At 66.7% G+C, this 20,248-nt stretch carries 22 protein-coding genes; 12 read left to right on the top strand and 10 right to left on the bottom strand.

The genetic code is table 11. From position 1 onward, the window contains the following. Position 1: 1 nt before the first annotated feature. The 5 genes from pilK to pilG all read right to left on the bottom strand — a co-directional run bounded on the left by pilK (position 2) and on the right by pilG (position 4,477). Positions 2-877 carry a type 4 fimbrial methyltransferase PilK gene (pilK, locus tag JHD77_RS04950; protein ID WP_031757002.1) on the bottom strand — a complete coding sequence of 292 codons (876 nt, stop codon included), beginning with the start codon at positions 875-877 and terminating at the stop codon, positions 2-4. 60 nt (positions 878-937) lie between these two features. Beyond that, complete coding sequence (gene pilJ, locus JHD77_RS04945; RefSeq protein ID WP_003100940.1) at positions 938-2,986, bottom strand: chemotaxis chemoreceptor PilJ; 2,049 nt, start codon at positions 2,984-2,986, stop codon at positions 938-940. Between the two features lie 84 nt (positions 2,987-3,070). Further along, on the bottom strand, positions 3,071-3,607 hold the full coding sequence (locus JHD77_RS04940; RefSeq protein WP_003084590.1) for a chemotaxis protein CheW: 537 nt from the start codon (positions 3,605-3,607) through the stop codon (positions 3,071-3,073). A 50-nt stretch (positions 3,608-3,657) separates the two neighbouring features. Continuing rightward, complete coding sequence (pilH, locus tag JHD77_RS04935; RefSeq protein ID WP_003084587.1) at positions 3,658-4,023, bottom strand: twitching motility response regulator PilH; 366 nt, start codon at positions 4,021-4,023, stop codon at positions 3,658-3,660. A gap of 46 nt (positions 4,024-4,069) precedes the next feature. After that, positions 4,070-4,477, bottom strand: a complete 408-nt coding sequence (pilG, locus tag JHD77_RS04930) for a twitching motility response regulator PilG (protein WP_003084583.1) — start codon at positions 4,475-4,477, stop codon at positions 4,070-4,072. A 254-nt stretch (positions 4,478-4,731) separates the two neighbouring features. Between pilG and gshB the strand changes: the two genes are divergently transcribed. The 7 genes from gshB to JHD77_RS04895 all read left to right on the top strand — a co-directional run bounded on the left by gshB (position 4,732) and on the right by JHD77_RS04895 (position 10,697). After that, positions 4,732-5,685 carry a glutathione synthase gene (gene gshB, locus JHD77_RS04925; RefSeq protein ID WP_003100943.1) on the top strand — a complete coding sequence of 318 codons (954 nt, stop codon included), beginning with the start codon at positions 4,732-4,734 and terminating at the stop codon, positions 5,683-5,685. Between the two features lie 146 nt (positions 5,686-5,831). After that, complete coding sequence (locus JHD77_RS04920) at positions 5,832-6,725, top strand: energy transducer TonB (protein ID WP_003162015.1); 894 nt, start codon at positions 5,832-5,834, stop codon at positions 6,723-6,725. 48 nt (positions 6,726-6,773) lie between these two features. Further along, positions 6,774-7,343 carry a YqgE/AlgH family protein gene (locus tag JHD77_RS04915; protein WP_003084577.1) on the top strand — a complete coding sequence of 190 codons (570 nt, stop codon included), beginning with the start codon at positions 6,774-6,776 and terminating at the stop codon, positions 7,341-7,343. Next, positions 7,343-7,777, top strand: a complete 435-nt coding sequence (gene ruvX, locus JHD77_RS04910) for a Holliday junction resolvase RuvX (protein WP_003084575.1) — start codon at positions 7,343-7,345, stop codon at positions 7,775-7,777. The genes JHD77_RS04915 and ruvX overlap by 1 nt, the downstream gene beginning before the upstream one ends. A 111-nt stretch (positions 7,778-7,888) precedes the next feature. Then, entirely contained in the window at positions 7,889-8,401 is a 513-nt protein-coding gene (gene pyrR / locus JHD77_RS04905) for a bifunctional pyr operon transcriptional regulator/uracil phosphoribosyltransferase PyrR (protein ID WP_003084574.1), read from the top strand. 23 nt (positions 8,402-8,424) lie between these two features. Then, a complete protein-coding gene (locus JHD77_RS04900) occupies positions 8,425-9,429 on the top strand; it encodes an aspartate carbamoyltransferase catalytic subunit (protein ID WP_003084569.1) in 1,005 nt (334 codons plus the stop codon). Beyond that, a complete protein-coding gene (locus JHD77_RS04895) occupies positions 9,426-10,697 on the top strand; it encodes a dihydroorotase (RefSeq protein WP_003100951.1) in 1,272 nt (423 codons plus the stop codon). Before JHD77_RS04900 ends, JHD77_RS04895 begins: the two co-directional genes overlap by 4 nt. Before the next feature lie 226 nt (positions 10,698-10,923). Here the strand turns inward: JHD77_RS04895 and JHD77_RS04890 are convergent, their stop codons facing one another. From JHD77_RS04890 to JHD77_RS04880, 3 genes are all read right to left on the bottom strand, one after another. Further along, positions 10,924-12,108 carry a cystathionine gamma-synthase gene (locus JHD77_RS04890; protein WP_003100953.1) on the bottom strand — a complete coding sequence of 395 codons (1,185 nt, stop codon included), beginning with the start codon at positions 12,106-12,108 and terminating at the stop codon, positions 10,924-10,926. Further along, positions 12,105-13,478, bottom strand: coding sequence for a pyridoxal-phosphate dependent enzyme (locus tag JHD77_RS04885; protein WP_003084562.1), 1,374 nt, complete (start codon positions 13,476-13,478; stop codon positions 12,105-12,107). Before JHD77_RS04885 ends, JHD77_RS04890 begins: the two co-directional genes overlap by 4 nt. Before the next feature lie 242 nt (positions 13,479-13,720). After that, entirely contained in the window at positions 13,721-14,125 is a 405-nt protein-coding gene (locus tag JHD77_RS04880) for an NINE protein (protein WP_003084560.1), read from the bottom strand. A 154-nt stretch (positions 14,126-14,279) separates the two neighbouring features. Between JHD77_RS04880 and czcD the strand changes: the two genes are divergently transcribed. Beyond that, positions 14,280-15,179 (top strand): CDF family zinc transporter CzcD, encoded by a 900-nt coding sequence (czcD, locus tag JHD77_RS04875; protein ID WP_003100957.1) that lies wholly within the window; start codon positions 14,280-14,282, stop codon positions 15,177-15,179. 7 nt (positions 15,180-15,186) lie between these two features. Here the strand turns inward: czcD and pilU are convergent, their stop codons facing one another. Then, positions 15,187-16,335 carry a type IV pilus ATPase PilU gene (pilU, locus tag JHD77_RS04870; RefSeq protein ID WP_003100959.1) on the bottom strand — a complete coding sequence of 383 codons (1,149 nt, stop codon included), beginning with the start codon at positions 16,333-16,335 and terminating at the stop codon, positions 15,187-15,189. 177 nt (positions 16,336-16,512) lie between these two features. Next, a complete protein-coding gene (gene pilT / locus JHD77_RS04865; protein ID WP_003084552.1) occupies positions 16,513-17,547 on the bottom strand; it encodes a type IV pilus twitching motility protein PilT in 1,035 nt (344 codons plus the stop codon). Positions 17,548-17,761: 214 nt separating this feature from the next. On the opposite strand from pilT, the gene JHD77_RS04860 reads away from it, so the two are divergent. From JHD77_RS04860 to JHD77_RS04845, 4 genes are read left to right on the top strand one after another with little or no spacing between them, the layout of a single operon-like run. Beyond that, positions 17,762-18,454, top strand: coding sequence for a YggS family pyridoxal phosphate-dependent enzyme (locus JHD77_RS04860; RefSeq protein ID WP_003084549.1), 693 nt, complete (start codon positions 17,762-17,764; stop codon positions 18,452-18,454). Positions 18,455-18,465: 11 nt separating this feature from the next. Next, the gene (gene proC, locus JHD77_RS04855) at positions 18,466-19,287 is read left to right on the top strand and encodes a pyrroline-5-carboxylate reductase (protein WP_031757004.1); all 822 of its coding nucleotides are present in this window, start codon (positions 18,466-18,468) and stop codon (positions 19,285-19,287) included. A gap of 10 nt (positions 19,288-19,297) precedes the next feature. Next, complete coding sequence (locus JHD77_RS04850) at positions 19,298-19,891, top strand: YggT family protein (protein WP_003084544.1); 594 nt, start codon at positions 19,298-19,300, stop codon at positions 19,889-19,891. Further along, a complete protein-coding gene (locus JHD77_RS04845) occupies positions 19,888-20,184 on the top strand; it encodes a DUF167 domain-containing protein (RefSeq protein WP_031628111.1) in 297 nt (98 codons plus the stop codon). The genes JHD77_RS04850 and JHD77_RS04845 overlap by 4 nt, the downstream gene beginning before the upstream one ends. The last annotated feature ends 64 nt before the right edge of the window (positions 20,185-20,248 follow it).

Raw genomic sequence — 20,248 nt, 5'->3', positions numbered from 1 at the left:
TTCATGTGCCTGAGTACCCCTTACGGGTAAAGGCCAGGACCCGCTCGTCGGCGACCGGCTCGAGCTCCGGATGGCTCCAGTCGACCACTTCGCCGACCCCGATCACCAGCAAGCCTCCCGGCGCCAGCCGTTCGGCCAACCGGTTGAGGATCTCGCGCCGTCGCCAGCGACGGAAGTAGATCAGCAGGTTCTGACAAAAAATCACGTCCATGCCGGACCAGGGCGCCGTCGCCAGGTCCAGCACATTCAGCCGGGCGCAGCAGACGCGCTCGGTCAGTATCGTTTTCACGCTGAAGCTGCCGTCGGCCTGGCGTTCGCAATAGCGTTCGACCAGCCCGGCCTCCAGTTGCTCCAGCTTGCGGGCCGGATAGTTCGCCTGCCGCGCCCGCTGCAGGGCGTGAAGGCTGATATCCGTCCCGGTGACGCCGAAAAAATCTTCCCGTTCCTGCCCGCGCAACACCTGCGCGGCGCACATCGCCAGCGAGTAGGGTTCCTCGCCGCTGGAGCAGCCGACGCTCCACAGGGCCCAGGGCCGCGGCATGCCTTCGCGGCGCAGGCGCTCGCCCAGGTAGCGCTCGAGCAGCTCGAAAGACGGGGGATGACGGAAGAAACGGGTTTCCTGGACGGTCAGGCGGTCCAGCAGGGTCGCCCACTCCACTGCGCCACGCGGACCGTCGGTCACCTGGCGGTAGTAGCTGTGGTAGTCGCCGATGCCCAGTTCACGCATGCGCGCGGTCAGGCTGGCCTGCAGGAACGTCCGGCGTTGCTCGTTGAGCACCACGCCGGTGCGGTTCTCCAACAGGACCTGCCAGTCGCGGAACTCCGCTGCCGACATATCGGCCAGCGGCTGCAGTGACCAGACGCCGTTCGCCTGCATGCCGTGCCCCTCGTCCAAGGTGTCGACGCGGCGCCCGCCAGGCGGCCGCCGCGCCTATGCTCAGGCCTGCTCCACGCCCTCCGGCAGTTTGAAGCCGGATACCGAGTTGCGCATCTCGCTCGCCATCTTCGCCAGGTTGCCGATGCTCCGTGCGGTGGCGGTGGTACCGGCGGAGGTCTGCGAGGTGATCTCCTGAATGACGTTCATGGTGTTGGAAATGTGGCCGGCCGACGATGCCTGCTGACGGGCGGCGTTGGAGATGTTCTGGATCAGCGCCGCGAGGGTCTTGGATACCTTCTCGATCTCCTCCAGGGCCACACCGGCGTCCTGGGCCAGGCGCGCGCCGCGGACCACCTCGGAGGTGGTCTGCTCCATCGAGATCACCGCTTCGTTGGTGTCGGTCTGGATGGTCTTCACCAGCGCCTCGATCTGCTTGGTCGCCGCCGAGGAACGTTCCGCCAGTCGCTGTACCTCGTCCGCTACCACGGCGAAGCCGCGGCCCGCGTCCCCGGCCATCGACGCCTGGATCGCGGCGTTAAGGGCGAGGATGTTGGTCTGGTCGGCGATGTCGTTGATCAGGCTGACGATGTCGCCGATCTCCTGGGACGATTCGCCGAGGCGCTTGATTCGCTTCGAGGTGTCCTGGATCTGCTCGCGGATGTTGTCCATGCCGGTGATGGTGTTGTGCACTACCTCGTTGCCCTTGTTGGCAATGGCTACCGAACGTTCCGCTACCGCCGAGGATTCCGAGGCGTTCGCCGATACCTGGTCGATCGACACCGCCATTTCGTTGATCGCCGCCGAGGCGCCGGCGATTTCCTGCGCCTGGTGCTCGGAGGCTTCGGCCAGGTGCATCGCGGTGGACTGGGTCTCCTGGGCCGCTGCGGCCACCTGCACGGCGGTCTGGTTGATGGTCTCCACCAGTTCGCGGAGCTGGTCGATGGAGTAGTTGATCGAGTCGGCGATGGCGCCGGTGAAGTCCTCGGTCACGGTCGCGGCCACGGTCAGGTCGCCGTCCGCGAGGTCGGCGATCTCGTCGAGCAGACGCAGGATCGCGGCCTGGTTGCGGTCGTTCTTCTCGGCGGTCTCGGCCAGCCGGCGGTTGGTCTCGCGCACCATCACCAGGCCGATCAGGATGATCGAGGCCAGGGCCAGGGCGCCGAGGGCGTAACCGGCGAACAGGTTGATGCTGCGCCCGCCGGCCAGGTTCTCGAAGCCGTCGGCCAGTTGCGAGGCCTTGTCCAGCAGGGTCTGCGAAACGCTGAAGATGTTGTTCGCCGCTTCCCGGACCTGGAACAGGTCGGGCGAGGTCTCGAGGATCTCGTCCACCGAACCGGAGACGAACTCGAAGAGTTCGGCGATCTCGTTCAGGCGATCCACCGCCTCGGCGTTGGTCACCTTGGAGATGCTCATCGCCGCGTTGCCTTCCTGCATGCCCTTCAGTACGCGGCCGAACAGGCTGGCGTCGCGGCCGAAGCTGTCGGCGGCCTGCACCGAGTTCTCGTCGCCGGCCAGCACCTTGTTCACCGAGCCGAGGATACGTTCGGCGAGCAGCGACTGGCGCTGGGCGACCGCGACCTGGTCGGCCGGGGCACCGTTCTCCAGCAGGATGTCGACCACCTCTTCGTATTCCACCTGCAGCTGCGGGATGGTTTCGGCGAGGGTCGAGGCCACCTGGTGCAGGGACAGTACGGTCTGTTCGCTGGCGAGGATGGAGTCGGCGTTCTTGCGCAGGCCGTCCCAGTCCTGCTGCACCACGTCCATCTGCGGCTTCACCGCTTCGGGGCTGGGCGGCAGGGATGTGCTCTCGTCGCCGTTGACCAGGATGTTCCAGCGTTTCTCGAAGTCGTTGCGCGCATCCTTCAGGAGCTTGAACGCCTCGCCCTTGCCCGCCGCCGCTTCGGTGGCGTTCTTCGCGATCCGCTGCGACAGGACGCGCAGTTCGCCGGCATGGCCGATGTACTGCTTGTCATGGTTCGACTGGGTGTTGAGGTAGGCAAAGTTGGCGAACAGCAACACGATCGAGACGATGAGGACGATGAACAGCCCCGCGATCACCGAGCTGCTGCGCATGCCCGCGAAAAGATTGCCTGCGTTGATTTTCTTCATATTTGGCCCCCGCCCGGACCGACCACGATTACGATTTCCATGTCACGACACGGGCCGGCAGACCGGCCCAACCGGTGAAGCTGTTTATACGGCGACGTCGAGGAAGCCCTGGTGTTGCGCCAGCGCATGCGGGCTGAACACCAGCCACGGCTGCTCTCGATGGAAGACGCCATGAATGAAGGGTTGCAGTGCCGCTTCTAGTGGCGGCAGCTGTTCGCTGAAGGTGTCCACCGGGAAGTGCTGCATGCCGAACACCTCATCGACGATGAGGCCGGCGAACACGTCCAGGTGCTCCACCACCAGCACCCGCCGCTGCTTGCGCAAGGGCGACAGTTCGGTGCCGAGGAAACCGCAGAGGTCCATGATCGGCAGCAGGCGGCCACGTACGTTGGCCACCCCCTTGACCCAGGTCTTCACGCCCGGCAGCTGGGTGTAGCGCGGTTCGTGCAGGACTTCGCCGACCTCCCCCATGGGGGCGACGAAGAACCGCCCGCCCATGCGGAAGCCGATCCCGCTCCAGCTCTGCACCGCCTCCTGCTGGGCCGGCAGGCCGGCGGCCAGGCGTCGGCAGCGCTGATCGATGTCGACGAGGAGCTGGAAGGGGGTCTGAACGTCCGACATGCGGGGCCTGGTCTTTCCGGGGTCAGGGTGAGCGATGCGCTGCGACGGGCTCAGCCCGCCAGCACCGCATTGATGGTTTTCAGCAGGGTCTCTTCGTCCACCGGCTTGGTCAGGTAGTCGCGAGCGCCCTGGCGCTTGCCCCAGACCTTGTCGGTCTCCTGGTCCTTGGTGGTGACGATGATCACCGGGATGGCGCTGGTCTCGGCGTCCTTGGTCAATTGACGGGTCGCCTGGAAGCCGTTGAGGCCGGGCATGACGATGTCCATCAGGACCACGTCGGGCTTTTCCTGGCGGGCCAGGGCGACGCCGTCGCCGCCGTTCTCGGCCTTGAGTACCTGGTGACCATGCTTTTCCAGCATGGCGGTCAGCTTGTACATCTCGGTCGGAGAGTCATCAACAATCAAAATACGAGCCATGGGATCCCCATCACGAAATAAGCATCAACGGCCATGCGGCCGGATATCAGGAAACGGCGTCCACCGGGGTGAAGCTGGGTACGTGTGCCTTGATCGCGCCCAGCAGCTCTTCCTTGCTGAACGGCTTGGTGAGGTACTGGTCGGAGCCGACGATGCGCCCCTTGGCCTTGTCGAACAGGCCGTCCTTGGAGGACAGCATGATCACCGGGGTGGACTTGAACGCGCTGTTGTTCTTGATCAGGGCGCAGGTCTGATAGCCATCCAGGCGCGGCATCATGATGTCGACGAAAATGATGTTCGGATGGGTATCGGCGATCTTCGCCAGGGCATCGAAGCCGTCGATTGCCGTGATCACGTCGCAACCGACCTTTTTCAGCAGTGTTTCGGCGGTGCGACGAATCGTTTTCGAATCGTCGATCACCATCACTTTCAAACCGTCGGATTGCTGTTCCATGTTCGCCCTATATCGACTCGGTGAATCATTCTTCTGTGTTTTCTTCAGTGCGCTAACGCCCTGTCACCGACGGGCTGCGACCCAATCGCGGGCCTTTTTAGCACACTCGACGCAACTCTATCCATAATGCCCGGAACAGGCCGGCTTTTTCCTTGACCAAGCGCAAACGGGGCGCCAACCTGAGCGTCAAACCCGCTTGCCACGCGGCCTCCCCGCCGCGACCGGACAACCCACCCCCTTTCGGAGGAATTCCCATGAGCGTACGCCTCGGGATCGTCATGGACCCCATCGCGCGCATCAACTTCAAGAAGGACAGCTCGCTCGCCATGCTGCTGGCTGCCCAGGCCCGCGGCTGGTCGCTGTTCTACATGGAACAGCAGGACCTCTACCAGAAGGCCGGCGTCGCGCGTGGACGCATGCGCCCGCTGAAGGTCTTCAACGATGCCTCCCGCTGGTTCGAACTGGAAGCGGAAAGCGACCAACCGCTGCACGAACTGGACGTGATCCTGATGCGCAAGGACCCGCCCTTCGATAACGAATTCGTCTATTCGACCTACCTGCTGGAACAGGCCGAGCGTGCCGGCGCCCTGGTGGTGAACCGGCCGCAGAGCCTGCGCGACTGCAACGAGAAGTTCTTCGCCACGCAGTTCACCCAGTGCACTCCGCCGACGATGGTCAGCCGGCGATCCGATATTCTGCGCGAGTTTGCCGCCGAGCATCGTGACATCATTCTCAAACCCCTGGACGGAATGGGCGGTTCGTCGATATTTCGTCACCGCGAAGGCGACCCGAACCTCTCGGTGATCCTCGAGACCCTCACCCAGCATGGCAGCCAGCAGATCATGGCACAGCGCTATCTGCCGGAAATCAAGGACGGCGACAAGCGCATCCTGATGATCGACGGCGAACCGGTGCCCTACTGCCTGGCGCGCATCCCCGCCCAGGGCGAGACTCGCGGCAACCTCGCCGCCGGCGGCCGCGGCGTGGCCCAGCCGCTGAGCGAGCGCGACCGCTGGATCGCCGCCGAGGTCGGCCCGCACCTGCGCGAGCGCGGCCTGCTGTTCGTCGGCCTCGACGTGATCGGCGATTATCTGACGGAAATCAACGTCACCAGCCCGACCTGCATCCGCGAGATCGACCAGGCCTTCGACACCCGCATCGGCGACAAGCTGATGGACGCCATCGCCGCCCAGCTGGCTGCCCGCTGAATCGCGCGGGCGGGCCTCGGTCCGCCCGCCTCGGCCCGCCCGATGCGCCACGGCGAGCGACCGCGTGTCCAAGGCGCGGAGTGCGTCATAGACTTTTCCGCCCCCCATCGGCAGACTTCGCCCCACGCCAGCCACCACGATCCGCAATGAACGCCGCCGTCCTCAAGTCCCCCTCCGCCGCTGCCGGCGTCCGCCCGGCGGACCGTTTGGGCTTCACCCTGTTCATCGCAGCCATCCTGCACGTCGCCCTCATCCTCGGGGTGGGCTTCTCCATGCCCGCGCCGAGCCAGATCAGCAAGACCCTGGAAATCACCCTGGCCACCTTCAAGAGCGACAAGGCGCCGGAGAAGGCCGACTACCTCGCGCAGATGAACCAGCAGGGCAGCGGAACCCTGGAGCACAAGGCCGCGCCGAAGACCACCGAGGTCGCGCCGTTCCAGGACAACCAGGTGAAGAAAGTCGCGCCGCCGGCTACGCCGAAGCAGGCCAGGAGCGAAGAGGCGCCCAAGGCCGCGGTGACCACCACCCGCCAGCGCCAGCAGAAGGCACCGAGCAAGACCCAGGCACAGAAGGCCGAGCAGGTCGCCAAGCCGGCGCCGCATTTCGACTCAACCCAGCTGTCGGCGGAAATCGCCAGCCTCGAGGCCGACCTGGCCAAGGAGCAGCAGGCCTACGCCAAGCGCCCGCGCATCCACCGCCTGAGCGCCGCCTCGACCATGCGCGACAAGGGCGCCTGGTACAAGGAAGACTGGCGCAAGAAGATCGAACGCATCGGCAACCTCAACTACCCCGACGAGGCCCGCCGGCAGAAGCTCTACGGCAGCCTGCGGCTGCTGGTGTCGATCAACCGCGACGGCACCATCTACGAGGTGCAGGTGCTGGAGTCTTCCGGCGAGCCGATCCTCGACCAGGCCGCCCAGCGCATCGTCCGCCTGGCCGCGCCCTATGCGCCGTTCAGCGGCGACCTGGCCGACATCGACCGGCTGGAGATCATCCGTACCTGGCGCTTCGAACGCGGCGACCGGCTGTCCAGCAAGTAGCGCCGGCAAGGCTGGCTTTCTCGCGTCCGAAGCAGGACACTAGCGGCCATGAAACAGAGCAGCCCAACCTACCTCAAGCATCATTTCCTGATCGCCATGCCGCACATGGCCGACCCCAATTTCGCCCAGACCGTGACCTACCTGGTCGAACACAACGAGCAGGGCGCCATGGGCCTGGTGATCAACCGTCCCAGCGGCCTCAACCTGGCGGAAGTCCTCGAACAGCTCAAGCCGGACGCCCTGCCGCCGGCGCGCTGCCAGCACATCGACATCTACAACGGCGGCCCGGTGCAGACCGACCGTGGCTTCGTCCTCCACCCCAGCGGCCTGAGCTACCAGTCGACCCTGGAACTGGGCGAGCTGGCGATGTCCACCTCGCAGGACGTGCTGTTCGCCATCGCCGCCGGCACCGGCCCGGAAAAGAGCCTGATCAGCCTTGGCTATGCCGGCTGGGAAGCCGGCCAGCTGGAGGCCGAACTGAGCGACAACGCCTGGCTGACCTGCCCGGCGGACCCGGCGATCCTCTTCGACCTGCCGGCCGAGGAGCGCCTCAGCGCCGCCGCCGCGCGCCTGGGCGTCAACCTCAGCCTGCTCACCGCCCAGGCCGGTCACGCCTGATGGCCAGCGACAAGCCGCTGCGCCTGCTGCTGGGCTTCGACTACGGCACCCGGCAGATCGGCGTCGCCGTCGGCCAGGCGGTGACCGGCCAGGCCCGCGAGCTGTGCGTATTGAAGGCGCAGAACGGCGTGCCGGACTGGAACCGGGTGGAAGCGCTGATCAAGGAATGGCAGCCGGACGCCATCGTCGTCGGCCTGCCGCTGAACATGGACGGCAGCCCAAGCGAGATGAGCGAGCGCGCGGAAAAGTTCGGCCGCCGCCTCAACGGCCGTTTCAACCTGCCGGTCTTTACCCACGACGAACGTCTCACGACCTATGCCGCCAAGGGCGAGCGCCTGGCCCAGGGCCAGCGCGACGGCTACCGCGAGCGACCGGTGGACGCCTTGGCCGCCGCCCTGCTGCTGGAAGGCTGGCTGGCCGAACACCCGGATTGACCCATGGCAGCCGGCACGCCGCCGTTTGCCATTATGCTTTCGCCACCGCGGGCGCCTCCCTACAGCGGGCTCTCCCGGCGGCCATCCCATCGATGTCAGCGAGGAGCCACCATGAGCCTACCCAATCCCGCCGAACTCCTGCCGCGCATGGCCAGCGACCTGCGCGCCCATCTCGCCGAGCGCGGCATCGAGCGGCCGCGCTTCGTCGGCATCCATACCGGCGGCATCTGGGTCGCCGAGGCGCTGCTGAGGGAACTGGGCAACCAAGAGCCGCTGGGCACCCTCGACGTCTCCTTCTACCGCGACGACTTCACCCAGAACGGCCTGCATCCGCAGGTCCGCCCGTCGGCGCTGCCGTTCGAGATCGACGGCCAGCACCTGGTGCTGGTGGACGACGTGCTGATGAGCGGCCGCACCATCCGCGCCGCACTCAACGAACTGTTCGACTACGGCCGTCCGGCCAGCGTGACCCTGGTCTGCCTGCTCGACCTGAACGCCCGGGAGTTGCCTATCCGCCCCGACGTGGTCGGCCAGACCCTGTCCCTGGGTCGCGATGAACGGGTAAAATTGGTCGGTCCCGCACCGCTCGCCCTCGAGCGCAAGGTCCTTTCCTCCGCTTCCTGATCCTCTTCACTAGGGCCTGCCCCATGCCGACAGACGCCAAGCGCCCGCTGCAGCTCAACGACCAGGGCCAGCTGCGCCACTTCATCTCGCTCGACGGATTGCCCCGCGAGCTGCTCACCGAAATCCTCGATACCGCCGATTCCTTCCTGGAGGTCGGCGCCCGCGCGGTGAAAAAGGTCCCGCTGCTGCGCGGCAAGACCGTCTGCAACGTGTTCTTCGAGAACTCCACGCGCACCCGCACCACCTTCGAGCTGGCCGCCCAGCGGCTGTCGGCCGACGTGATCAGCCTGAACGTATCCACCTCTTCCACCAGCAAGGGCGAGACGCTCACCGACACCCTGCGCAACCTGGAGGCGATGGCCGCCGACATGTTCGTGGTGCGCCACAGCGACTCGGGCGCGGCGCACTTCATCGCCGAGCACGTCAGCCCCAACGTGGCGGTGATCAACGGCGGCGACGGACGCCACGCGCACCCCACCCAGGGGATGCTCGACATGCTGACCATCCGCCGGCACAAAGGGAACTTCGAGCAGCTATCGGTGGCGATCGTCGGCGATATCCTGCATTCGCGAGTAGCCCGTTCGAACATGCTGGCGCTCAAGACCCTGGGTTGCCCGGACATCCGCGTGATCGCCCCGCGCACCCTCTTGCCGATCGGCCTGGAAGAGCAGTACGGCGTGCGCGTGTTCACCAACGCCGACGAAGGCCTGAAGGACGTCGACGTGGTGATCATGCTGCGCCTGCAACGCGAGCGCATGCAGGGTGGCCTGCTACCCAGCGAGGGCGAGTTCTTCAAGCTCTACGGCCTGACCGAGAAGCGCCTGAAGCTGGCCAAGCCGGATGCCATCGTCATGCACCCTGGCCCGATCAACCGTGGCGTGGAGATCGAGTCGGCGGTGGCCGACGGGGCCCAGTCGGTGATCCTCAACCAGGTCACCTACGGCATCGCCATCCGCATGGCGGTGCTGTCCATGGCCATGAGCGGCCAGAACACCCAACGCCAGCTGGAACAGGAGGACGCCGAATGACCATCAGTATCCGAGGCGCCCGCGTCATCGACCCGGCCAGTGACCTGGACCAGGTCGGCGACCTCCACATCGAGGCTGGCAAGATCGTCGCCATCGGCGCCGCGCCGGCCGGCTTCAGCGCCCAGAAGACCCTCGACGGCGCCGGCCTGGTGGCCGCGCCGGGACTGGTCGATCTGAGCGTCGCCCTGCGCGAGCCGGGCTATGGACGCAAGGGCAACGTCGAAAGCGAGACCCGCGCCGCCGCGGCCGGCGGCACCACCAGTCTGTGCTGCCCGCCCTACACCCGGCCGGTGCTGGACACCCCGGCGGTGGCCGAGCTGATCCTCGACCGCGCCCGCGAGGCCGGCAACGCCAAGGTCTACCCCGTCGGCGCGCTGACCCGCGGCTTCGGCGGCGAGCAACTGTCGGAACTGGTGGCCCTGCGCGACACCGGTTGCGTGGCCTTCACCAATGGCCTGCATGGCTTCGCCAGCAACCGCATCCTGCGGCGCGCCCTGGAGTACGCGGCGACCTTCGACCTGACGGTGATCTTCACCTCGCAGGACACCGATCTCGCCGAAGGCGGCCTCGCCCACGAAGGCCCGACCGCCAGCTTCCTCGGCCTCGCGGGGATCCCGGAGACCGCCGAGACCGTGGCCCTGGCCCGCAACCTGCTGCTGGTGGAACAGAGCGGCGTGCGCGCGCACTTCAGCCAGTTGACCAGCGCCCGCGGCATCGAACTCGTCGCCCAGGCCCAGGCCCGTGGCCTGCCGGTGACCTGCGACGTGGCGCTGTACCAGTTGATCCTCACCGACGAAGCGCTGGTGGGCTTCTCCAGCCTCTACCACGTGCAACCGCCGCTGCGCACCAGGGCCGACCGCGAAGCCCTGCGCGAGGCGGTGAAGAACGGCGTGGTACAAGCCATCGCCAGCCACCACCAACCCCACGAGGCGGACGCCAAGAACGCGCCGTTCGCCGCCACCGAGCCGGGCATCAGCGGCGCCGAGCTGCTGCTGCCGCTGGCGATGACGCTGGTGCAGGACGGCCTGCTCGACCTGCCGACCCTGCTCGCCCGCCTCTCCCACGGCCCGGCCCAGGCACTACGCCTGCCTGCCGGGCGCCTGGCGGTGGGCCAGGCCGCCGACCTGGTGCTGTTCGACCCGCAGGGTTCGACCCTGGCCGGTGAGAGCTGGTACTCGAAGGGGCAGAACAGCCCGTTCGTCGGTCACTGCCTGCCGGGACGAGTGCGCTACACCCTGGTGGACGGACACCTGACCCACGAGGGCTGATCCCTGCCACCACGAAAAAGCCCGCCATCCGGCGGGCTTTTTCATCTTCGCGTTCGCGATTCCGGGGGCGTATCCGTTGCCGGGGTGGGCGCCCTATCCCAGCCTCTGCCACCAACCCGCCTCAACGGCAGGGCGAATAACGCGGAGCGTTATCCACCGAGGCATGCTCGCCGGGAACACCCGATGGCCGGCAGCCGCGCCGGTCGGCGCCGCTCCCTGCGGAGCCTCAGATCTTCGCCAGCGCCTGCGCCAGGTCGGCCTGCAGGTCCTCCAGCGCCTCGACGCCCACCGACAGGCGGATCAGCGAGTCACCAATGCCCAGGTCGGCGCGGGTTTCCGCCGGGATGCTGGCGTGGGTCATGATCGCCGGATGCTCGATCAGGCTTTCCACCCCGCCCAGGCTCTCCGCCAGGGAGAAGATCCGCACGTTCTCCAGGAAGCGCCGGGCGCCGGCCAGGTCGCAACGCAGGTCGAGGGAGATCATCCCGCCGAAGCCACGCATCTGCCGTTTCGCCAGCTCATGCTGCGGGTGCGAAGCCAGGCCGGGGTAGTAGACCCGCGCCACCTGCGGCTGGCGCTCCAGCCACTGGGCCAGGGCCAGGGCGTTACTGCAATGGCGCTCCATGCGCAGCGCCAGGGTCTTCACCCCGCGCAGGGTGAGGAAGGCGTCGAACGGCCCGGAGATGGCGCCCACCGAGTTCTGCAGGAAGCCCAGGCGCTCGCGCAGGTCCGGGTTGTCGCCGACGATGGCGATGCCGCCGATCACGTCGGAATGGCCGTTCAGGTACTTGGTGGTGGAGTGCACCACCACGTCGAAGCCCAGTTCCAGGGGGCGCTGGATGTAGGGGCTGGCGAAGGTGTTGTCGGCCACGCTGATGATGCCGCGGGCGCGGCAGAGCTGGGCGATGGCGCGCAGGTCGGTGAGGCGCAGCAGCGGGTTGCTCGGGGTTTCCACCCAGACCATGCGGGTTTCCGGGGTCAGCGCGGCCTCGAAGGCCTGCAGGTCGGTCGGGTCGACGAAGCTGAAGCGATGCCCGGCGCTGCGCCGGCGGACCCGCTCGAACAGGCGGAAGGTACCGCCGTAGAGGTCATTGCCGGAAACGATGTGGGAACCGGCGTCGAGCAGCTCCAGCACCGAGGAGATCGCCGCCAGGCCGGAGGCGAAGGCGAAGGCCTGGGTGCCGCCCTCGAGGTCGGCCACGCAGCGCTCCAGGGCCCAGCGGGTCGGGTTGTGCGAGCGGCCGTAGTCGAGCCCCTTGTGTACCCCGGGGCTTTCCTGGATATAGGTGGAGTTGGCGTAGATCGGCGGCATGATCGCGCCGGTCGAGGGATCGGGGGCCTGCCCGGCGTGGATGACCCGGGTCGCAAAGGCCTGGGCCGGGGCGTCGGGATGCTGGTCGTGCTGGCTCATGCGAGCTTTCTCCGCAAATGGTTCAACAGGTCGAAACGGGTGATCAGGCCGTGGAAGCCGCTGGCATCGGCAACGATCGCCACCAGGCCGCGGTCCAGGACCGCCTGCAACTGGGCCAGGCTGGCGCCGGGCGCGAGGGTCTCCGGCGCGGCGTTCATCGCGCTGCTTACCGCATCGCGGAAGCGTGGCGCGTCGGCGTGGACACCGAGCAGGATATCCGACTCGTCGATCACACCGACCAGTTTTCCATCGTCCAGCACCGGCAATTGCGAAACGTCGGCCAGGCGCATGCGCTGGAAGGCGGTGAGCAGGGTGTCGTCCGGACCGACGCTGATCACCCGGCCCTCCTCGAAGCGCCGCGCGATGATGTCGCGCAGGTCGCCGTAGTGCTTGCGTTGCAGCAGGCCCTGGTCGGTCATCCACTGGTCGTTGTAGATCTTCGACAGGTAGCGGGTGCCGGTGTCGCAGACGAAGCTGACCACCCGCTTCGGCTCCTTCTGCTCGCGACAGAAGCGCAGCGCCGCGGCCAGCAGGGTGCCGGTGGAGGAGCCGCCGGGAATGCCCTCGACGCGCAACAGTTCGCGGGCCATGGCGAAGCTTTCCTCGTCGCTGATGGAATAGGCATGGCGCACGCTGGAGAGGTCGGCGATGGCCGGTACGAAGTCCTCGCCGATGCCCTCCACCGCCCAGGAACCCGGCGTACCCAGGGTGCCGGAGCGGGAGTACTCGGCCATGATCGAGCCCTCGGGATCGGCGAGCACCATCTCCAGCTCCGGCTGGACCTTCTGGAAGAACCGGGTAAGGCCGGTCAGGGTACCGGAGGAGCCGACGCCGACGACGATGGCATCGAGATCGTGGCCGGTCTGCGCCCAGAGCTCCGGGCCGGTGCCGCACTCGTGGGCCAGCGGGTTGGCCGGGTTGTTGAACTGGTCGGCGAAGAAGGCGCCGGGAATATCCTGCGCCAGGCGCGCGGCAACGTCCTGGTAGTACTCCGGATGGCCCTTGCCGACGTCCGAGCGGGTGATGTGCACCTCGGCGCCCATGGCGCGCAGGTGCAGGACCTTCTCGGTGGACATCTTGTCCGGCACCACCAGCACCACCCGGTAGCCCTTGGCGCGGCCGACCAGGGCCAGGCCGAGACCGGTGTTGCCGGCGGTGGCCTCGACGATGGTGCCACCGGGCCGCAGGCGGCCGTCACGCTCGGCGGCCTCGATCATGGCGACACCGATGCGATCCTTGATGGAGCCGCCGGGGTTCTGCGATTCGAGCTTGAGGAACAGGGTGCAGGGGCCGGTATCGAAGCGCGTCACGCGAACCAGCGGGGTGTTGCCGATCAGGTCGAGCACGGCGGGGCGTGAGTCGGAAGTCATCTTTTCTCCTTTCGGTGTTTCCGCACGGAGCGATACGGTGCGCGGCCTCGTGAGCCATTGCACCTATCCGTTCTGGGGCTTGCAGACCATAGGGGCTGGCGCGCGCGGGCGCCAATAACCTACAGGTAGAACGTTAGAACCTTTGGTTCCTTAAGTCCCGCCGGAGGAATTCCCTGCCGACCGCGGCGACACCCATGAAAAAGCCCGCCGGATGGCGGGCTTCTCGCGTCTGGCGACGAGCCTCAGATGCGCTGCGGCCCGTTGCGCTCGGACACCTGTCCGTTGAGGGTCCAGAAGTCGTAGAGGACGCCGAGGAAGAACAGGCCGCCGGTGAACAGGTAGATGATCCCGGTGATCCACTTGCCCATGTACATCCTGTGCACGCCGAGCACGCCGAGGAAGGTCAGCAGGATCCAGGCCACGTTGTAGTCCAGGTTGCCGCCCTGGAAGCGCCGGTCGGCCTCGCGGTCCATCGACGGGATGAGGAACAGGTCGATGATCCAGCCGATGAAGAACAGGCCGAAGGTGAAGAACCAGATCGTCCCGGTGATCGGCTTGCCGTAATAGAAGCGGTGCGAACCGGTGAAACCGAAGATCCACAGCAGGTAGCCGATGGCCTTGCTATGGGTGTCGTGCTGTTGAGTCATGCGTCCCCCCTCGTTCCGTGCGCGGCTGCGGCCGCGCTTGAGCCGCAGGTTAGCGGAGCGGCGGACGCCGCGCCAGAGCGGCCCGGCGCATGACAGTTTTGCAATTGCCTATCCTGTAGGCTGGTGCTGCCGCCACCGCCCCACAGGAGCCGCCATGAGCGCCGGACACGAGCACAGCTTCGCCCAGACCAACTCGACCCGCCTGAAATGGGCGTTGCTGCTGACCGGAAGCTTCCTCGTCGCCGAGGTCGTCGGCGGCATCCTCACCGGCAGCCTGGCGCTGATCTCCGATGCCGCGCACATGCTCACCGACGCCGTGGCCCTGGCCATCGCCCTGGCCGCGATCAACATCGCCAGGCGCCCGACCAACGATCGCCTGACCTACGGCTACCACCGCTTCGAGATCCTCGCCGCGGCGTTCAACGCCTTCCTCCTGTTCGGCGTGGCCTTCTATATCCTCTACGCGGCCTACGAGCGGCTCAACCAGCCGGCGGAGATCCAGTCCGTGGGCATGCTGGTGATCGCCGTGCTCGGCCTGCTGGTGAACCTGGCCAGCATGCGCCTGCTGGCGCCGGCCCAGGGCAACAGCCTGAACGTCAAGGGCGCCTACCTGGAGGTCTGGAGCGACATGCTCGGCTCGCTGGGGGTGATCGTCGCCGCGATCGTGATCCGTTTCACCGGCTGGGCCTGGGTCGACTCGCTGGTGGCGGTGCTGATCGGTTTCTGGGTCCTGCCGCGCACCTGGATCCTGCTGCGCGAGAGCCTGCATGTGTTGCTCGAAGGGGTGCCGAAGGAAATCCAGTTGGCCGAGCTGCGCGAAGCGCTGCTGGGGATTCCCGGCGTGACCGGGCTGCACGACCTGCATGTGTGGTCGATCACCAGCGGCAAGATCAGCCTGACCAGCCATCTGGTGTACGACCCGGCCCTGGTCGATGCCGAGGCGCTGCTGGGAACGGTGAAGGCGCTGCTGCACGACCGCTACGAGATCGAACACAGCACCCTGCAACTGGAAACCTCGGCCTGCGCCCAGGCCGAGGAGCCGCTGGCCTACTGAAGACGGTTCAGCGGAAGCGCCGGCCGGCAGGGTCGTCGTCGGTGATTTCCAGGCTCAGGCCCTGGGTCAGGCTCGACAGGTGGTCGGCGTCGCTTTCCGAACCGAGCTTGATCATCAGACGCAGGTCGTTGGCCGAGTCGGCGTGGGCCAGGGCGTCCTCGTAGGTGATCTCGCCCTGGGTGTAGAGCTGGTACAGCGCCTGGTCGAAGGTCTGCATGCCCTGCTCGGTGGAGCGCTTCATCAGCGGCTTCAGCTCGTGCACCTCGCCCTTGCGGATCAGGTCGGCGGCCAGCGGGGTGTTCAGCAGCACCTCGATCACCGCCCGCCGCCCCTTGCCGTCGGGGGTCGGCACCAGTTGCTGGGCGACGATGGCCTTGAGGTTCAGCGACAGGTCCATCCACACCTGGCCATGACGGTCGGCCGGGAAGAAGTGGATGATCCGCTCCAGCGCCTGGTTGGCGTTGTTCGCGTGCAGGGTCGCCAGGCACAGGTGGCCGGTCTCGGCGAAGGCCACGGCGTGGTCCATGGTCTCCCGCGAGCGCACCTCGCCGATCATGATCACGTCCGGCGCCTGGCGCAGGGTGTTCTTCAGCGCCACCTCGAAGGAGTCGGTGTCCAGCCCCACCTCGCGCTGGGTGACGATGCAGCCCTGGTGCTGGTGGATGTACTCGATCGGGTCCTCGATGGAGATGATGTGCCCGGTGGAGTTCTTGTTGCGGTAGCCGATCATCGCCGCCAGCGAGGTGGACTTGCCGGTGCCGGTGGCGCCGACGAAGATCACCAGGCCGCGCTTGGTCAGCGCCAGCTTCTTGAGGATTTCCGGGAGCTTCAGCTCTTCCAGGGTCGGGATGTTGGTCTCGATCCGGCGCAATACCATGCCCACCAGGTTGCGCTGGTAGAAGGCACTGACCCGGAAGCGGCCGATGCCGCGGGCGCTGATGGCGAAGTTGCACTCATGGTTCTCGGCGAAATCGCGGCGCTGCTGCTCGTTCATCACGCCTAGCACGGTCTCGCGGGTCTGCTCCGGCGACAGCGGCGTCTTGGTCACCGGCATCACCCGGCCGTTGACCTTCATCGACGGCGGTACGCCGGCGGTGATGAACAGGTCGGAGCCGCCCTTTTCCACCATCAGGCGCAGCAGCTTTTCGAATTCCATGATGTTCTCGCTCACTCAGGGGCGCGCCGCGACGGCGAGCCGGATGCGGGCGAGCGGGCGCTGGACGCGCTCGCCGGCAAGGATAGGTAGGAATGCGCCTACGGTACCGCTCTCCCGCTCTTGAATCCTAGACGCAGTTCCGGGATTCGGGCGAAGCGCGGCGGATCGGCGCCAGGATCAGAAGTTTTCCGGGATCTTCGCCTTCTCGCGGGCGTTCTCGCGGCTGATCAGGCCCTTGGCGACCAGGCCCTTGAGGCACATGTCGAGGGTCTGCATGCCCAGCGAGCCGCCGGTCTGGATCGCCGAATACATCTGCGCGACCTTGTCCTCGCGGATCAGGTTGCGGATCGCCGGGGTGCCGATCATGATCTCGTGGGCCGCCACCCGGCCGCCGCCGATCTTCTTGATCAGGGTCTGCGAGATCACCGATTGCAGCGACTCGGAGAGCATCGAGCGAACCATGGCCTTTTCCTCGGCCGGGAACACGTCGACCACCCGGTCGATGGTCTTCGCCGCCGAGGTGGTGTGCAGGGTGCCGAATACCAGGTGGCCGGTCTCCGCCGCGGTCAGGGCCAGGCGGATGGTTTCCAGGTCGCGCATCTCGCCGACCAGGATGATGTCCGGGTCCTCCCGCAGCGCCGAGCGCAGCGCTTCGCTGAAGCCGAGGGTGTCGCGATGCACCTCGCGCTGGTTGACCAGGCACTTCTTCGATTCGTGGACGAATTCGATCGGGTCCTCGATGGTGAGGATGTGGTGGTACTTGGTGTTGTTCAGGTAATCGAGCATCGCCGCCAGGGTGGTGGACTTGCCCGAACCGGTCGGCCCGGTGACCAGTACCAACCCGCGCGGGACGTCTGAAACACGTTTGAACACTTCTCCCATGCCAAGCTCCTCCATGGTCAGTACCTTGGAGGGAATGGTCCGGAATACCGCGCCGGCGCCACGGTTCTGGTTGAAGGCGTTGACCCGGAAACGCGCGACGCCCGGCACCTCGAAGGAGAAGTCGGTCTCGAGGAATTCCTCGAAGTCCTTGCGCTGCTTGTCGTTCATGATGTCGTAGATCAGCGCATGCACCTGCTTGTGTTCCAGCGGTGGCAGGTTGATCCGGCGTACATCGCCATCCACCCGGATCATGGGTGGCAGGCCGGCGGAGAGGTGCAGGTCCGAAGCGCCCTGTTTGGCACTGAAGGCGAGCAGCTCGGTAATATCCATGGGACTCCCCAATTACAAGCAAGCAGGTAGAATGCCGCCAAAGCCGCCGTCTCGGACAAGGAAAACACCGGATGAGCCAGGGTGCTTCCAGGACACGCGTGGTGTCCTGCGCCAGACGCGGAACCTCGACACTGGAACAGGAAGATGGCCATCGAGGCCGGCGGTTTCGAGGGCGTCGAGCCGACGCCGACCGCACTTCCATAGGGCGCAGGTAATGTCCACGATAGCAGAGAATATTGCAAAGGTTGCCGCGCGCATCCGTGAGGCAGCGCAAGCTGCGGGGCGCGATCCGGCCACGGTCGGCCTGCTCGCCGTGAGCAAGACCAAGCCCGCCGCCGCGGTGCGCGAGGCGCACGCCGCCGGCCTTCGCGACTTCGGCGAAAACTACCTGCAGGAGGCCCTCGGCAAGCAGGCCGAACTGGCCGACCTGCCCTTGAACTGGCACTTCATCGGCCCCATCCAGTCGAACAAGACGCGGCCCATCGCCGAGCATTTCCAGTGGGTGCACTCGGTGGACCGGTTGAAGATCGCGCAGCGCCTGTCGGAGCAACGCCCGGCCGGGCTGCCGCCCCTGAATGTCTGCCTGCAGGTCAACGTCAGCGGCGAAGCCAGCAAGTCCGGCTGCGCCCCCGAGGACCTGCCGGCCCTGGCCGAGGCCGTGAAGCAACTGCCCAACCTCCGATTGCGTGGCCTGATGGCCATCCCCGAACCCACCGCCGAACGCGCCGCGCAACACGCCGCGTTCGCCCGCCTGCGCGAACTGCTGCTGGACCTGAACCTTGGCCTGGACACCCTGTCCATGGGCATGAGCGACGACCTCGAGGCAGCCATCGGCGAAGGTGCGACCTGGGTCCGCATCGGTACCGCCCTGTTCGGCGCCCGCGACTACGGCGCGCCGGCTTCTTGAAGGAATCCCCTATGAGCACACCCCGCATAGCGTTCATCGGCGCCGGCAACATGGCCGCCAGCCTGATCGGCGGCCTGCGCGCCCAAGGCGTGCCGGCGGCGCAGATCCGCGCCAGCGACCCGGGCGCCGAGCAACGCGCGAAGATCGCCGGCGAGTTCGCCATCGACGTGGTCGAGTCCAACGCCGAGGCCGTGGCCGACGCCGACGTCGTGGTCCTGTCGGTCAAGCCGCAGGCCATGAAATCCGTGTGCCAGGCCTTGGCGCCGGCGCTGAAGCCGGAGCAACTGATCGTCTCCATCGCCGCCGGCATCCCCTGCGCCAGCCTCGAAGCCTGGCTCGGCCAGCCGCGCCCGGTGGTCCGCTGCATGCCCAACACCCCGGCGCTGCTGCGCCAGGGCGCCAGTGGGCTGTACGCCAACGCGCAGGTCAGCGCCGCGCAACGCGAGCAGGCCGGGCAGTTGCTGTCTGCGGTAGGCATCGCCCTGTGGCTGGACGACGAAGCGCAGATCGACGCGGTGACCGCAGTGTCGGGCAGCGGCCCGGCGTATTTCTTCCTGCTGATGCAGGCCATGACCAACGCCGGCGAGAAGCTCGGCCTGTCCCGCGAGACAGCCTCGCGCCTGACCCTGCAGACCGCCCTCGGTGCGGCGCAGATGGCGCTGTCCAGCGAGGTCGAGCCGGCCGAACTGCGGCGCCGGGTGACTTCGCCCAACGGCACCACCGAGGCGGCGATCAAATCCTTCCAGGCCAACGGCTTCGAAGCACTGGTGGAGCAGGCCCTGAACGCCGCCAGCCAGCGCTCCGCCGAGCTGGCCGAACAGCTTGGCCAATAAGGAGTAGTCGATGATCGGCCTCAACACCGCTGCTATCTATATCCTCCAGACCCTCGGCAGCCTCTACCTGCTGATCGTGCTGCTGCGCTTCATCCTGCAGCTGGTCCGCGCGGACTTCTACAACCCCCTCAGCCAGTTCATCGTGCGCGCCACCAAGCCGCTGCTGAACCCGCTGCGGCGGATCATCCCCGGCTTCGGTGGGATCGACCTGGCCTCGCTGGTGCTGGCGATCCTGATCCAGCTGGTGCTGATGATCCTGATCCTGATGCTGATGGGCTACGGCGTCGGCGGCTTCATCATGCAACTGCTGATCTGGTCGATCATCGCCGTCACCTCGCTGTTCCTGAAGGTGTTCTTCTTCGCCCTGATCATCAGCGTGATCCTTTCCTGGGTCGCCCCGGGCAGCTACAACCCTGGCGCGCAACTGGTGAACCAGATCTGCGAACCGCTGCTGATGCCGTTCCGCAAGCTCCTGCCGAACCTTGGCGGACTGGATCTCTCGCCGATCTTCGCGTTCCTCGCGCTGAAGCTGATCGACATGCTGGTGATCAACAACCTGGCGGCCATGACCGGCATGCCCCAGCAGTTGAGCATTTTCCTCTGAGCTTCTACCGCTGGGACGGCGAGGACCTGCTCCTCGATTGCCACCTGCAGCCCAAGGCGAGCCGCGACGAGTTCGCCGGGCTGCACGGCGAGCGCCTGAAGATCCGCCTCACCGCACCGCCGGTGGAGGGCAAGGCCAACGCCCATCTGCTGGCCTTCCTCGGCAAGGCCTTCGGCGTGGCCAAGAGCCTGGTGAGTCTCGAAAGCGGCGAGCTGAACCGGCAGAAACGGGTGCGCATCCGCCGTCCGACCCGATTGCCGGAGGAACTGGGGATCGCCGCTCGACCCGCTTGACCGACCTTACGTGCAGGAATGTGAAGCAGGCCAATTGACGCTCCCCCGCTCCCCTGCATAATCC

This window comes from Pseudomonas sp. P20 (genome assembly GCF_016463925.1).
In the GTDB taxonomy this organism is placed as follows: Bacteria; Pseudomonadota; Gammaproteobacteria; order Pseudomonadales; family Pseudomonadaceae; genus Pseudomonas; species Pseudomonas aeruginosa.
This window is presented reverse-complemented; position numbering and strand designations above follow the sequence as displayed.